This window comes from Oscillospiraceae bacterium (assembly GCA_025757685.1).
Classification (GTDB): Bacteria; Bacillota; Clostridia; order Oscillospirales; family Acutalibacteraceae; genus CAG-217.
The window spans coordinates 1083619-1097061 of the sequence record CP107220.1; the positions used below are offsets into that span (position 1 = coordinate 1083619).

14 protein-coding genes are annotated in these 13443 nt (G+C 54.7%); 4 read left to right on the top strand and 10 right to left on the bottom strand.

From position 1 onward, the window contains the following. Positions 1 to 9: 9 nt before the first annotated feature. From folD to OGM59_05005, 7 genes are all read right to left on the bottom strand, one after another. On the bottom strand, positions 10 to 861 hold the full coding sequence (folD, locus tag OGM59_04975) for a bifunctional methylenetetrahydrofolate dehydrogenase/methenyltetrahydrofolate cyclohydrolase FolD (GenBank protein ID UYI90063.1): 852 nt from the start codon (positions 859 to 861) through the stop codon (positions 10 to 12). Beyond that, complete coding sequence (lgt, locus tag OGM59_04980) at positions 845 to 1852, bottom strand: prolipoprotein diacylglyceryl transferase (protein UYI90064.1); 1008 nt, start codon at positions 1850 to 1852, stop codon at positions 845 to 847. The genes folD and lgt overlap by 17 nt, the downstream gene beginning before the upstream one ends. Further along, positions 1845 to 3128, bottom strand: a complete 1284-nt coding sequence (locus OGM59_04985; protein ID UYI90065.1) for an insulinase family protein — start codon at positions 3126 to 3128, stop codon at positions 1845 to 1847. Before OGM59_04985 ends, lgt begins: the two co-directional genes overlap by 8 nt. Then, entirely contained in the window at positions 3125 to 4414 is a 1290-nt protein-coding gene (locus tag OGM59_04990; protein UYI90066.1) for an insulinase family protein, read from the bottom strand. Before OGM59_04990 ends, OGM59_04985 begins: the two co-directional genes overlap by 4 nt. 75 nt (positions 4415 to 4489) lie before the next feature. After that, positions 4490 to 4783, bottom strand: coding sequence for a hypothetical protein (locus tag OGM59_04995; protein ID UYI90067.1), 294 nt, complete (start codon positions 4781 to 4783; stop codon positions 4490 to 4492). Beyond that, positions 4783 to 5229 carry a hypothetical protein gene (locus OGM59_05000; GenBank protein UYI90068.1) on the bottom strand — a complete coding sequence of 149 codons (447 nt, stop codon included), beginning with the start codon at positions 5227 to 5229 and terminating at the stop codon, positions 4783 to 4785. Before OGM59_05000 ends, OGM59_04995 begins: the two co-directional genes overlap by 1 nt. A 1-nt stretch (position 5230) precedes the next feature. Then, positions 5231 to 5446, bottom strand: a complete 216-nt coding sequence (locus OGM59_05005) for a hypothetical protein (protein UYI90069.1) — start codon at positions 5444 to 5446, stop codon at positions 5231 to 5233. 97 nt (positions 5447 to 5543) lie between these two features. Between OGM59_05005 and OGM59_05010 the strand changes: the two genes are divergently transcribed. The 3 genes from OGM59_05010 to OGM59_05020 are packed head-to-tail and all read left to right on the top strand — an operon-like array spanning position 5544 to position 7379. Next, on the top strand, positions 5544 to 6005 hold the full coding sequence (locus OGM59_05010) for a YfcE family phosphodiesterase (protein UYI90070.1): 462 nt from the start codon (positions 5544 to 5546) through the stop codon (positions 6003 to 6005). Between the two features lie 31 nt (positions 6006 to 6036). Beyond that, the gene (locus OGM59_05015; protein UYI90071.1) at positions 6037 to 6645 is read left to right on the top strand and encodes a hypothetical protein; all 609 of its coding nucleotides are present in this window, start codon (positions 6037 to 6039) and stop codon (positions 6643 to 6645) included. Next, positions 6645 to 7379, top strand: a complete 735-nt coding sequence (locus OGM59_05020) for a YlmH/Sll1252 family protein (GenBank protein UYI90072.1) — start codon at positions 6645 to 6647, stop codon at positions 7377 to 7379. Before OGM59_05015 ends, OGM59_05020 begins: the two co-directional genes overlap by 1 nt. Before the next feature lie 53 nt (positions 7380 to 7432). Here OGM59_05020 and OGM59_05025 read toward each other — a convergent pair whose 3' ends face one another. The 3 genes from OGM59_05025 to OGM59_05035 form a co-directional block, all read right to left on the bottom strand. Continuing rightward, a complete protein-coding gene (locus OGM59_05025) occupies positions 7433 to 8686 on the bottom strand; it encodes a metallophosphoesterase (protein ID UYI90073.1) in 1254 nt (417 codons plus the stop codon). 15 nt (positions 8687 to 8701) lie between these two features. Then, positions 8702 to 9529, bottom strand: a complete 828-nt coding sequence (locus OGM59_05030; GenBank protein ID UYI90074.1) for a Cof-type HAD-IIB family hydrolase — start codon at positions 9527 to 9529, stop codon at positions 8702 to 8704. A gap of 203 nt (positions 9530 to 9732) precedes the next feature. Further along, a complete protein-coding gene (locus tag OGM59_05035) occupies positions 9733 to 10287 on the bottom strand; it encodes a hypothetical protein (GenBank protein UYI90075.1) in 555 nt (184 codons plus the stop codon). Positions 10288 to 10641: 354 nt separating this feature from the next. Here OGM59_05035 and OGM59_05040 point away from each other — a divergent pair, with 354 nt between their 5' ends. Next, a complete protein-coding gene (locus OGM59_05040; protein UYI90076.1) occupies positions 10642 to 13413 on the top strand; it encodes a YfhO family protein in 2772 nt (923 codons plus the stop codon). The last annotated feature ends 30 nt before the right edge of the window (positions 13414 to 13443 follow it).

The following is a 13443-nucleotide window of genomic DNA, read 5'->3' on the forward strand; positions in this document are numbered from 1 at the left end:
TGGTTAAAATTACAGGCTGTTTTGCAGTTTGGCAGCGGTCAGCGTGTTCTCCAGCAGCATGGAGATGGTCATGGGACCCACACCGCCGGGCACCGGGGTAATGGCGCCGCATACCTGGGAAACGCCATCAAAATCCACATCGCCGCACAGCTTGCCGTTCTCATCCCTGTCCATACCCACATCAATAACCACCGCGCCGGGCTTTACCATATCTGCTGTAACGAACTTAGGGCGACCCACTGCCGCCACCAACACATCCGCCTGCCTGGTCAGCTCTGCCAAATTCTGTGTCTTGGAATGGGCAATGGTCACTGTGGCATTCTCGTGCAGCAGCAGCATAGCCATGGGCTTGCCCACAATGTTGCTGCGCCCCAGCACCACCGCCCGCTTGCCGGTCAGGTCCGTGCCGGTGGAACGGATCAGTTCCATCACCCCGGCAGGGGTGCAGGGCAAAAAACGGTAGTCGCCAATCATAATAGCACCCACATTCTCCGGGTGGAAGGCGTCTACATCCTTGGCCGGGTCAATGCGTGCGATCACCTCTTTGTCGCTTAGGTGCGGCGGCAAAGGCAGCTGGCAAAGGATACCGTTTATCTCTTTTTTCGCGTTCAATTCGTCTACCAGTGCATTCAGCTGCGCCTGGGTGGTGTCAGCGGGCAGCGTGTATTTTTCGCTGTAAAAGCCCACCTCTGCGCACGCTTTTTCCTTGTTGCGCACATACACCTGGGATGCCGGATCCTCGCCTACCAAGATAACTGCCAGCCCCGGGGTCACGCCCTGTTCTTTTAATGCAAGGGTCTCCTGTGCCACCCGCGCCCGTACGGCGCGCGACACGGCCTTGCCGTCAATGATCTGTGCCATTTTTCTCCTCGTTTACTCCTTTATTCTTTGTTTTGCTGCGCTTGGCCGCCTGGGCAGCACGGCGCTCCTCCTTGGTGGGGCGGGGCGGCAGCTCCTCTACCGGCACCACCCGCAGGCGCTGGGGCAGACGGCCCTGCTTCTTCTTCACCATCACCACAATAAAGTATACCAGTGCCACAACGGCAATCACCGCCGACAGTACCTGGCTGACCCGAATACTGGTGGAGCCGATGTACAGACTGTCTGTACGCATACCCTCCACTACCATACGCTCCACGCCGTACCAAACGCCGTATAGCACAAAAATCTCGCCCTTAAAGCTGCGGTGTTTATGCACAATGTAATTGAGGATCAGAAAGCCCAATACACACCACAGGCTTTCATACAGGAAAGTGGGGTGCACCGGCACCTCCGGGTCCACGGTCACGCCCTTAGCAGCCAGGTCCGCAGAGGAGGCGGCCAGCGTATCTCTGATCTTTACGCTCCACATTCTAAAGAGCGCCGTGTCCGTATTGGTGCCAAAGGCCTCCTGGTTAAAGAAATTGCCCCAGCGGCCGATACCCTGGCCGATAAGCAAGCCTAACGCACCCAGGTCCAGCAAATTGCGAAAGTCAATCTTGCCCACCTTGCAGCCGATGGCGGCGCCGATCAGCGCGCCGATAATGCCGCCGTAAATGGCAAGCCCGCCGTTCCAAATTTGCACGATCTCTGCCGGGTGGGCGCTGTAATAGCTCCACTCAAAAATCACATAATATGCACGAGCACAAACGATACCGAAAACCGTACCCCAAATGAGCACATCCGTCATCCCGTCCAGGCTCATACGCCACTTGTATGCCATACGGCCGCCGTACAGCACTGCCAGCATAAAGCCAAAGGCGATAATGATACCGTAAAAATGAATATCATAACTGCCGATGGTAAACGCCACGGAGGGCAGATCAAAGTCAATCCCCAGTCCGGGGAAGTACACGCGGGTAAAATTACTCATGCTGCTCCTCCTCTGCCTTTACAATGGACAGGGCGCTGTACTGCGGGTTCATTACCTGCTGCAAGCGCGCCTCAATCTTCTCCTTGGTAATGGCCTTGTAGCGATTCGTCACATCAAAGATGGAAAAGCCGTTAAAGTGGGCATCTATCATACCGTTGGCCACACTGTCAATATCGTTATAGGACATCACTTCCCGACCATAGGACTTGCGCAAGGCTGCCTGGTACAGATCCTCCGGAATCCCCTCCCGGCGCAGGCGTTCTACTTCTGCCTGAATGGCGGCCGCCACCTGCCGGGGGTCCGTGCTCTCGCCGTCAAAGATAATGGCTTCATATCCGTGGCCGTGAAAATACTCCGTAGAGAATTCGCCGCTGATCAGTCCTCGGTCAAACAAGTCTTTATAGAGAGGCGAGGAGTCACCGGCCATAATCTCCAGCAGCAGATTGGTAAGAATAATGGTCTCTATGTCCTGCTCCGGCTTGGTGCAGGCTTCTTTATAGCCAAAGGAGAACACCGGAATGGAGGTAGCCAAATGACACGCCTGATAGTCCTGCACGATCTCTCGCGGTTCCGGCAGAAACGCCCGCTCTACCGTCACATCGGCTGTCGGTTTTAAGCACCGATCACAGACGGCCAGCACCTGCTCCGGTGTCACATTGCCCACCACCGCCAGTGCCATATTGTGCAAGTTATAAAAAGTATTGTAGCAGTCATACAGCAGCTTGTCCGTAATGTGGGAGATGGACTCCACCGTACCGGCAATATCAATGCGCACCGGGTGGTTCTTATACAGGCACCGCAACAGGTTAAAGGTGCTCATCCAGCCGGGTACATCATAGTACATGGTGATCTCCTGACCGATAATCCCCTGCTCTTTTTCCACCGTTTGAGGCGTAAAGTACGGGTGCTGCACAAAGTCCAGCAAAATCTCCAACGACTGGTCAAAGTGGTCGCTGCACTGGAACAGATAGCAGGTCTTGTCGAAGGAAGTATACGCATTGGCAGACGCACCGGTGGCCGCAAAGCGCTGAAAAGCGTCCAGCTCCTCAGACTCAAACAGCTTGTGCTCCAAAAAGTGTGCAATTCCTTCCGGTACCTGGGTGTATTCGGCAGCGTCCGAGCGCTTAAAGCGATTGTCAATGGAACCATACTTGGTACCGATCACCGCATAAGTAGAGCGGTAATGGGCCTTAGGCATCACAAATATTTTCAGCCCTGTGGGGTGGTCAATTTCATAATAGCGTTCGTCCAAAATGGAAGAAACTTGTTCTTTCACTGTGCCTGCACCTCCTCTTTCTCTGCCACTAAGCGGTAAACGGTATCCAGCGACAACCGACCGGCACATTCTTGTAACTGCTCCACGGTCACGCTCCGGGTCTCCTCTGCCACCTGGGCAGGGGTACGGAAGTCATCATCCAACAGCCGGGCGGCATACCAGTTTTCCAAGCCGTTGGGGGTGTCTGCCACGCCGTCCAGCGCGTCGATCATGGCAATGCGGGAGCTTTCCAACTCGGCTTTGCAGTCACCATCCCGAATCATCTCCAGCTGATGCAGGATCTCGGCCACAGCCTTGTCCATATTCTCCTCCTCACAGCCGCACTGAATAAAAATGTGGCTGTTTTGGCGGGCAAAGCGAGCAGAACAGTAGTAACAAAGGCTCATCTTCTCTCGCACATTCATAAAGAGTTTGGAGTACGGGCCGCCGCCGAACACATCGCAAAAGCTACGCATAGCCGGTGCCAACGGATCATCCGGGCGCATATCCACACGAAAGCCCAGCACCAGCTTACCTTGACGAATTTTTTCGCTCTCCCGCACATCTTTCACCTGTTCGCACCGGGGCACAAAATGGGGAGTGGGCATGGGCTGATACGCCCGCTCCACGCCCTCTAACCGACGGCGCAGCGCCGCACAGGCCGCCTCCGGATCCGTGCTGCCGACCACAGTTACCAGCATTTTGCTCTCTCGCAGCATGCGGTGCCAGGCGGCGGTTACGCTCTCCGGCGTGGCAGCCAACAAAGTCTCTTTGGTGCCTTTGGGATTGATCCGGTACGGATCGCCGGCAAACATAATCTGCTGCATTTGCATTACAGCATACAGGCGTTTTTCGTTCTCCTCGGCAGCCAGCTTCTCCAGCAGCACCCGGCGCTCCGTCTCAATATCCGCCGGTGAGAACAGGCCGTCCTCCCCCAAAAGCGGGTCAAACAGCAGATTCATCAGCAGCTCCAGCCCCGCCTCGGCAATCTTCTCGTCATCCAGGGCAAAGCGATCGTCCAGTGTGGTGATGCCCATCTTCAAGATTTGGCAGCCGCCGGATTTGTTAGCGGTGACGCTGATGGCCGCGCCATAGAGCTTGTCCAACTGCAAGTGCAGCGCACGCATATCCGGATAGGCCTTGCCCTTACGGCTGACCGCTGAGATGGCCAGCGCATAGTTCGCCGCCATCTGCTCCTCCATGGGCACTGCCAAGTGAATGGCCAGTTCATTGGTCTTAAACCGCCCGGCAGGCACAGCCAAAAGCTCTACCCCGGGGGCTATCTTCTTTTGCACATAATCTGTCAAAATGAAACTTCCTTTCATTGTGAGATGTTACACAAACGGATTATAACATATTTTACCCTATTTTTCCAACCCTTATCAAAACAAAAGATAAAGCAGAGCTAAAAGCAGCGCCTGATCTGCGCCTTCGCGTCCTAAAAGCAGAAGCAGCATTAAGATTACGGCGTTGTCATCCCCTTCGTTCTCCGATGCCGGTTCCTCCGGGTTTGGCGCAGCCGGACATGCTTTTTCCTTGCCGGGCGGCGGTGCCGTCTGACGGTCGTTATGCCTTTGCGGCGGTTCCTCCCGGGGCAGATACGACCCGGCACGAGCATGCATACGGCGCACCCGCTCCTTGGCTTCATTGATCTGGTCCTCACTAAACGCCGGCACTAAAACAACTCCTCCAGCATAGGCAGCACCTCAAACAGACGCAGGATCTGCATGGCCTGGTCCGCCTTGTTTTGGCTCTTGGGGCTTAAATGGGGCTTCAGCGCCCGGATCAGATCCACATTTTTATTGCTGCTGCGGTTCATACGGTCAAAAATGGACTTGGCTTTCATCATCATTTCAAAGTCTGCCTTGCCAAAGTTCAGTCCCTCCAACCCGGACAGCAGATTTTGCATATTCTGGGCACCGGCCACCGTGTCTGTCAGCTGCTGCACGGCGCTGTTGGCGCTCCCCGGCTTAGGCTGGGGCGTAGGCTGTGCACCGGGAGGGGACGCCGCACCGGGCGCACTTCCCTGCCCGCCGTCGCCTAAGATGGACGCGGCCACGCCCCGCAGCATTTCCATATCCTGCGGGGTCAAATTGGCAATAATCTGGTTAATATCGTCCATATTACCGCTTCCCGCCTAACTTTTCCATCAGTGCCTTGGCCTGGGGAGAATTGAGCATTTGCTGCAATCGTTCCTTGTCATTCAGTACCGCCTCTAATTTGGCCTTAGTGTCCGGGTCCAGGTTTTGCTGCAAATAGGCCTGCTGCTGTCCAGCTTTGGCCGCCGCTTGGAATGCCGCCGGGTCAAATCCTTTTTTCTGTTTTCTCGGGTCCTGCATAAAACGCACTCCTCTTTTTTATCTGCAAAGCCGCTTGCCGTGGGCACGCAGATATGTTATACTCAGTACATAGTATGCAGAAAGGCGGGGATTATGAATGCGCTTACTGGTCGCCTCGGACTCTCACCGAGCCGCTGGCAATCTGCTGGACATTGTGGAACTGCACCTGGAGGACAGCGATGTGCTGCTCTTTCTCGGCGACGGCGAGAATGATTTGGAAAATGTGCGTATGTTGTACCCCCGGTTGCATATTTTGCAAGTGGCCGGGAATTGCGATTGGGGCAGTGACCTGCCCGCCTGGGGCACAGCCAAACTGGGCGGCAAAACGGTGCTTTATACCCACGGCCACCCGTTCCATGTAAAGTTTGGTCTGGCAGAGCTGGAGCAGGCTGCCCGGGAGGCCCACGCAGACATTTGCCTGTTTGGTCACACCCATCAGCAGATGACTGACTACCGGGACGGCTTATATCTAATGAACCCCGGCGCGGTGGCAGAGGGCTGCTACGGCATGGTAGACATTACCCCCGGCGGCATTATGCTGCTGCCCTGCCGGCTATAAACACGATTTTCAAAGAAAAGAGGCAGAACCTATGACTTATTGCGAACATTGCGGCCAACCTTTGGCACCCGGCACCGCAGAATGCCCGGTGTGCCATACCCCCCACTTTGAGGGCTGCACCGCACAGCAGAACGCCCAATCCCAAAGCGCGCCCTACGGTCAGCAGGCATACAGCCAGCCCCAAGGCGACCCCTACGGCCAACAGGCGCACAACCAGCCACAGGGCGACACTTACGGCCAGCAAAATTACAACCACGGTCAAACGAACTATGGTGAGCAGGCATATAACGCCGGCTACAACAACTGGGGCAACCCTTACCAGCCCCCCTACGGTGCGCCGGTGAACGAAGCCCAGTACCGCCAAATGACAGAGAAGGCGGACAACGCCTACATACTGGCCATAATCGGTCTGATCTTAGGGATTATCATGGGTCCGCTGTTCGGCTGGATCATGGGCGGCATTGCCTTGTCGAGCGGCCGCCAGGCGTATGAGATCACCGGCAGTGAAAAGGCACGCAGCGCCATAAACATTGCCAAGTGGGCCATCGGCGTGTCCACTGCTATCTTTGCCGTTGCCCTGATCGTGTGTATCTTGATGTTTACTGTATTTTCCGCCACCGTGCTGGGCGGTCTGTACTGATGGATCAGGCACAGCAGATTAAAAAGCGGTTGGCAGAACTGCAAAATCGAGGCACATTTGGCGGCTACACGGTTTATACGGATTTTTTAGGTCTGGAGGAGCAAAGTCTGCTGGCAGAAGTGACCGGCCCCCGGTCGGTGCCCGCCTACGGCGGATTTGACGGTGCCGAGCGGGTGATGGCAGCCTTTGGCCCGGCGCCGGAGCCGGCGGACTACCCCATCACCTGCCTGCATATTGTGCCTAAGCAGGAAAAATTTGCCGAGGAGTTGACCCACCGGGACTACTTGGGCACCTTAATGGGCTTAGGGCTGGAGCGGCGGGTGCTGGGCGACATTTTCCCCTGCGGCAAAGGGGCATATCTCTTTTGCACCGCAGGCATGGCGGAGTATATTGAGACCCAACTGCACCGAGTGCGCCACACAGAGGTGACCTGCACCCGGGCGGACGACCTGCCCCCGCACCTGCTGCCCCAACCGGAAGACAGAGAAGTGATCGTGCCCTCTCTGCGGCTGGATGTGCTGGTGGGCGCAGTATACAATCTCTCCCGCAGCAGCGCAGACAAATTCTTTTTACAGCAAAAGGTATTTGTCAACGGACGGTGCATAGAGAACCGTGCCCACACCGTACAGCCGGGGGACAAAATTTCCGTGCGGGGCCACGGCCGATTTACCGCCGGTGCGCCTCTGCGCCGCACAAAAAAAGACCGGCTGGTGGTGCCGGTAGAAGTGTATTAAATCAAACCCATAGCAAAAGGAGCAGTACCTGCAAGTACCGCTCCTTTTTTCTTTTATGCTATTGGTGCCTTGTAGTCGACCGGGTAGGCGTTTGGGTTCTTCTCCGGCGGATAATAAGGTGTCATTTGCACCTGTTCTTCTCCATTCCAAAAGGGTTTTTGGTAGTAGGACACCGGTTGGCAGTCAAAGCTGCCGTCCGGGTGCACAGTAATGCGGGTAAAGCCCCGCTGGGCGCCGTAATTCTTGATGCCGATATAAGCGAGATAGTCCACGGACAGGCCGTAGGTCAACCGTATACCCTTGTAAGTGACGGACAAATTGTTCAAATGGTCGTGGCCGCAGAATGTGCCCTGGGTGCTGCCCACCTGCTGCAAGGTGTCAAACACATGATCCGGGTGCAAACTGGGGAACAGGCCGCCCTTTTCGCCGATGCCGCCGTAGTGCACCTGCACTTCACCGGTGTCTTTATAGCCGTTTTCTTTATAAGCCTCCCAGGCAGTCTTGTACTGAGCGATGGGAATGTGAAAGAACATCAGGCTCTTTGGCATCGGTGCACCCAACGCCCGGTTGTGGGCGGTCAAGGCTTCCGCCTCGCCCCTGTACCAGTCCATTTGGTTCTTGTGCATACCGTCATACTTCCACATAAAGCCCAGGTAGTCGCCGTCCACATAGCTGCCGGTATCGGTAAAAAACAGCGCCTGGGTCACGGCGCCACGACGGTTCTCCACCACCACGGTATAGTTGCCCACGCCGTCCACGCCCTCCGGCCCGGAGCGGAACAGGCAGTAGGACTTGCTGCCGGCTTTGGCGAACTTCTGTTCTTGATAATATTTGCCAATATAGCGGCGGTTGTACACCGCGTAGGACTCTGTGTCGTGGTTGCCCAGCACCGGCGCCCAGTACACGCCCAGGTTCTGCATCACCCGGCCAAACAGACGAGCGGCGGTTTTGTTGTTAAATGTGCCGGACTGGAACGGCACCGGGTAGGCAATGTCGCCGGTCACAGCCACCAGGTCCGGCTGCTCGGCGGTGACCATACGCACCACGCAGTCAATGGCCCGCCGGTCTTTGAAGAAGCTCATCCAGCCGCCGCCAATGTGCACATCCGTCAGCTGCATAACACGAAAATCCCGATCGGTGGTGAACACCCAACGGCCATCCAGCGGTTGGGGCTGCAACTGATTTTTATACTGTACCGGCGCAATGCCCGCCACATACCGCAGCTGTAAAAGCGCCAAAATACCGTTGACCAGCACGGTGAGCAGCACCACAGCCGCCACCACGCCAAGAAGGATCCAAAATACCAAAGGAATAACCTCGCTTTACTCTACAAAATGATGATAAATATAACTGAGCACACCCGCATCGGAAGTGCACGCCACAGCGTTTGCCGCCTGCTTAAGTTCGTCACAGGCGTTGGCTACCGCCAGCCCGGTGCCGGCGTAGCGGATCATAGACAGATCGTTGCGGCTGTCGCCCACGGCGATCACCTGCTCCGGGGCAAGCCCCAGGTGCTCCGCCAGTTTTTGCAGGGCGCTGCCCTTGTCCACCCCGCGGCGCAGGATCTCCAAATTGCTCTGCATAGAATAGGTGCAGAGCAGCTCCGGAAACAGCTCCGTCGCCCGATCTATAAAAGCCCGGCGTTCATCGTCCAGGTGGAAGAAGATATTGAACATCTCCGTTTTTTCCTCCCCGGCCAGCAGTGCCTCCAAGTCTGTGCAGGGCACTCGGCTGGCCGCCATCACCGGGTGATAGATCGGCTCAATGCGGTAGTAGTCGTAGGCCGCCGGATCCAGCTTATCCGCCGGGGCATACGGCCGCCCGCCGTAGAACACCTCGATCATAGTATCGTACTGCCGTAGCAAGTGCAGCACCGCCAGTGCCTTTTCCCGGCTGTAATAGCTGGAAAAGAGGGTCTCCCCTGCCGCATTCACCGCGGCAGCGCCATCGCCGTACACCGCATAGGGCACCAGCGGGTTAAACCGCAGCTCTGCGGGCATTTCGTAAAAGGTGCGCCCGGTTACCGCAGCAGCGGTCACGCCCGCTGCCGACAGCTGTTCCAGCGCGCAAAAGTTGGCCGGGGCAATTTTGCCGTCACTGCCGATGAATGTATCGTCTAAATCAAAAGCCACCAATTTGGGTCTTGTCATAACAGTCTGTTCTCCTTACCGGTTTTGCACCAGTATATGTCAAATAGAGGAAAAGAGCAAGCGCCGGGGTGACGGCGCCTGCTCCGAAGAGGGTGCCCGGTACAGAACAAAACAAAATCCGGTGATCGACGGGGAAGTCAGATCAAAACAAAAAATGCACCGAGCAGGGGTATATCTAAAAAGGGCGCTGCCCTCTTTAGGCGTTAGGCAGCCGCACCGGCGGAGGTATCTGCACTCTCCGGCAGCGGTTCCACCTTGGCTTTCTTTTTGCGGTGGATGACAAAGCGGTTCAGCGGATAAGTCCACAGGGTGGGTACGGTCATCACCAGCAGCTTGGTGAGCAGGGTGATAAACACGCTGTCCCAATGGTGATTGGTGACGATGGTGCCCAGGTACGCACCGAACCAGGTGTTAAAGGCGATGGTGCACACCACCATAATGGTGTAAAGAATGGTGGACAGCACCGGATTGGCGTCTGCCTGGAAAGTGAGCTTGCGGTTCATCACATACGCCGCCGCGTAGCCGATAACGGCGCTGATGGCGTAGGAGTACATATAACCCTTATACTGAATCCCCAGGAAGTGCAGCACCGCATTGTCCGTAACCGGGGTGGTGTTCATACTCTTAAAGACCACATATTGTAAAAAGGCGAATACCGCCAACTCCAGCACCGAGGTGCTGGCTCCGGTAAATGTAAACTTGATAAACTTCCAAATTTCTGCATGTTTCTCTGTAAAAGCGACCCATTTTTCTTTCATACAATAACCTTGCCTTTCTCGCTTTCGGGTGTTTGTAGTTGTCTTTTTGTTTCTGCTGTCAGCATACGCCGTCCGCCCATCAACTGCAAGGTACTTTACAGAAACTTAACTTGCAAATGACACAAAATAAAAATAACTGACCCCACCTTTACAAACTTTGCAGATTCTTAATACCACCGGACAGATCCAAACGGTTGCAAAGCACACACCCTTGTGGTAAAATGGCGATATACATTATATATAAAAGGCTCGCCCTTGACTTCCCGAGGGTGCGGGATTATAATGTAGGCCGTTTAATTTGTGCGAAAGAAGAGGATAGTAATGAAAAGCAAGTTGACCGTTCGGCGAAAACCGATGAAAAATAGAAGCCGATTGTTTTTGATCTACACCGCCGCATTTTTACTGTGTGCTGCCGGTGTTTATGCCTGCTTTATTGTAAAGGGGCACAGCTTAGTTGTCAGCGGCGACGGATGGAAACAGCACTTCACAGCTTTTGTTTATTTTGGCCAGTATGGCCGTACTGTACTGCGCACACTGCTGACGGAACATCAACTGGTGCTGCCCCAATGGAACTTCAGCCTGGGCTACGGCGGCGATATTCTCACCACCCTGCACTACTATGTAATCGGCGATCCGCTGGACCTGCTGAGCATTGCCTGTCCTACCCGGTACGCCGTGTATCTTTACAGCTTTTTGTCCCTGTTCCGGCTGTACTTGGCCGGGCTGGGCTTCGGCGCCTTTTGCCGGTATAAAAAGCATGGCGCGCCCCTGCCTGTGGCTGTAGGCAGCGTTTGCTATGTGTTCTTTACTTACAGCTTCCTTATGGTGGCACGGCACCCGTTCTTTGCCTTACCTATGGTGTACCTGCCCCTGCTGCTTCTAGGCGTAGAGCAGGTGCTTGCCAAGCGGCGGCCGTATCTGCTCATCGTCACCGTCTTTTTGGCGGCTGTCAGCAATTTTTACTTTTTCTATATGCTGGCGATCATCACGGCCATTTATACCGTCTATCGTCTGTGCTGCCTGTATGATCGGCACAGCGCCAAGCAGGCTGTGGGCGGACTGCTGCAAGTGACCCTGTGGGCTGTGGTAGGCGCACTGATGAGCGCCGCCATTCTGCTGCCGGTGGTATTGGCTTTTATGAACGATACACGCACCGCCGGCTATCAGTTCAACTGGTTTTATGACGCCAAGTTCTATAAGAACTTTCTTTCCACCTACTTCACTTCTTCCAGCGAGCTGGGCAGCCAAACCTACTTGGGCTTTAATGCCATTGCATTTCCGGCCATCTGCCTGCTGTTCTTTAAGCGCGAACCGGAAGAAAAACCCATGCGTATTCTGTTCATACTGTCTACGCTGTTGCTGTTATTTCCTGCGTTCGGCTGGCTGCTCAACGGTCTTTCTTATGCAACCAATCGCTGGATCTGGGCATACAGCCTGCTGGTGGCCTATATCGTAACCACCCAGTGGAAAAAGCTGCGCCACATCACCGTGGGTCAGGCAGTGGCCTGCGTAGGTGCGCTGGCACTCTATTCGCTGCTCGCCATTCCGCTGATGACCACGGACACCCGCAATATCGGCGTATCCGTGCTGCTGGCTTTCCTGATCATCGTGCTTTGCGCCCTGGCGCCCAAGTTCAAGAAAAAGCACCTGGCAACCGCTTTGGTGCTGGTACTGGTGCTCACCTCCTTTGCCGGCAACGCCGCCTATTTTTACAGTAGTCACGGCAGCAATTACGCTTCCAAGTTTGTCACCTATGACCAGGTGAGCAAGAAGCTGAAAAACACCGACGCCAAAAAAGTAAAAAAAGCAGCCAAAAAAGACGACAGCTTTTACCGCTACTCCGGCAGCAATTTGGTCTACAATACAGATTTACTGGCTAAAACCCATTCCACCTCTTTCTATTGGAGCCTGCAAAATCCGAATATTGCCCAATTTATCAACGAAACAGAGTTACCCGCTCGTGAGGACTATATGTACAAGGATTTGAATGGCAGCGCCGCTTTGCAAGCCCTGGCCGGTGTCAAATACTATGTACAGAAGAACGGCAACGCCGATGAAGTCCCCTATGGCTTTACCGCATTCAAAAACAAGGTTTTCCAAAGCAGTAACACCCTGCCCCTGGGTTACACCTATGACAGCGCCATTACCCGGGCGAATTATGAAAAACTGTCCTCGCTGGAGAAGCAGCAGGCCCTGCTGCAAGGGGTGGTATTGGACAGCGTGCCTACCGGCACGGCACAAACCACTCTGTCCTTTACGGACAAATCCCTGCCCTACACCATCACCGCAGACAAAAATGTGGCGGTAGACGGCAAAAAGATCCATGTGTATGACAAAGGCGCCAAGGTGACCCTGCATTTTAACGGCACACCAAACAGCGAGACTTATTTACGCATGGGGCTGCGCAATTATACGGATTACCCGGCCTATACCTATTACAAGACCCAAGAGAATGACCCGCTACACCGCTATAACAAAGAAAAGTGGGAAAAGAAGGACGATACGCAAAAAGCCCTTGTAAAGCAGTCGGCCCGCAAGTTCAAACAAGAGACGCTACTTGGGTTCCGATTTGGGTATTCCACAGAGAACATCAGCGTAAAACAAAGCCGCACATTAAACTTCGCTTCTGCGTATGAGTTGCGCTTTGACGGTTACAAAACCTATACAGTCAATGCCGGCTACAGCAAAGATGCCAAGACAGATATTACCGTCACTTTTGACGCACGGGGTATCTATGATTTCAGCACCCTGGAGGTGCTGGAGCAGCCTATGGCAGACACAGACAGACAAGTGGCAAAGCTGGCGGAGAATACGCTGGAGAATATTCAAATCGGCACAGACACGGTAGACGGCACTGTGACCCTGGACCGGTCCAAAATCCTACTGCTGACCATTCCCTACTGCGACGGCTGGACCGCTACGGTAGACGGCAAGGAAGCTCAGCTGCTGCAAGCCAACACCATGTTCAGCGCGCTGGCACTGGAACCGGGCGAACACACCATTCACCTGACTTACCGCACCCCGCACTTAAAAGCGGGATTGGCGGTGAGCGTACTGGGCTTCGCAGCCTTTGGTGCTACCCTTCTGTGCACAGAAGTGAAAAAGAGAAAAGAGAGAAAAGCATAATTTTCAATTCTATGGCAAGAGGCAAAGAGT

Coding starts and splice junctions, on each gene's coding strand:
- folD (UYI90063.1), bottom strand. CDS start 861: ATGGCACAGATCATTGACGGCAAGGCCGTGTCGCGCGCCGTACGGGCG.
- lgt (UYI90064.1), bottom strand. CDS start 1,852: ATGAGTAATTTTACCCGCGTGTACTTCCCCGGACTGGGGATTGACTTT.
- OGM59_05000 (UYI90068.1), bottom strand. CDS start 5,229: ATGGACGATATTAACCAGATTATTGCCAATTTGACCCCGCAGGATATG.
- OGM59_05005 (UYI90069.1), bottom strand. CDS start 5,446: ATGCAGGACCCGAGAAAACAGAAAAAAGGATTTGACCCGGCGGCATTC.
- OGM59_05010 (UYI90070.1), top strand. CDS start 5,544: ATGCGCTTACTGGTCGCCTCGGACTCTCACCGAGCCGCTGGCAATCTG.
- OGM59_05015 (UYI90071.1), top strand. CDS start 6,037: ATGACTTATTGCGAACATTGCGGCCAACCTTTGGCACCCGGCACCGCA.
- OGM59_05020 (UYI90072.1), top strand. CDS start 6,645: ATGGATCAGGCACAGCAGATTAAAAAGCGGTTGGCAGAACTGCAAAAT.
- OGM59_05030 (UYI90074.1), bottom strand. CDS start 9,529: ATGACAAGACCCAAATTGGTGGCTTTTGATTTAGACGATACATTCATC.
- OGM59_05035 (UYI90075.1), bottom strand. CDS start 10,287: ATGAAAGAAAAATGGGTCGCTTTTACAGAGAAACATGCAGAAATTTGG.
- OGM59_05040 (UYI90076.1), top strand. CDS start 10,642: ATGAAAAATAGAAGCCGATTGTTTTTGATCTACACCGCCGCATTTTTA.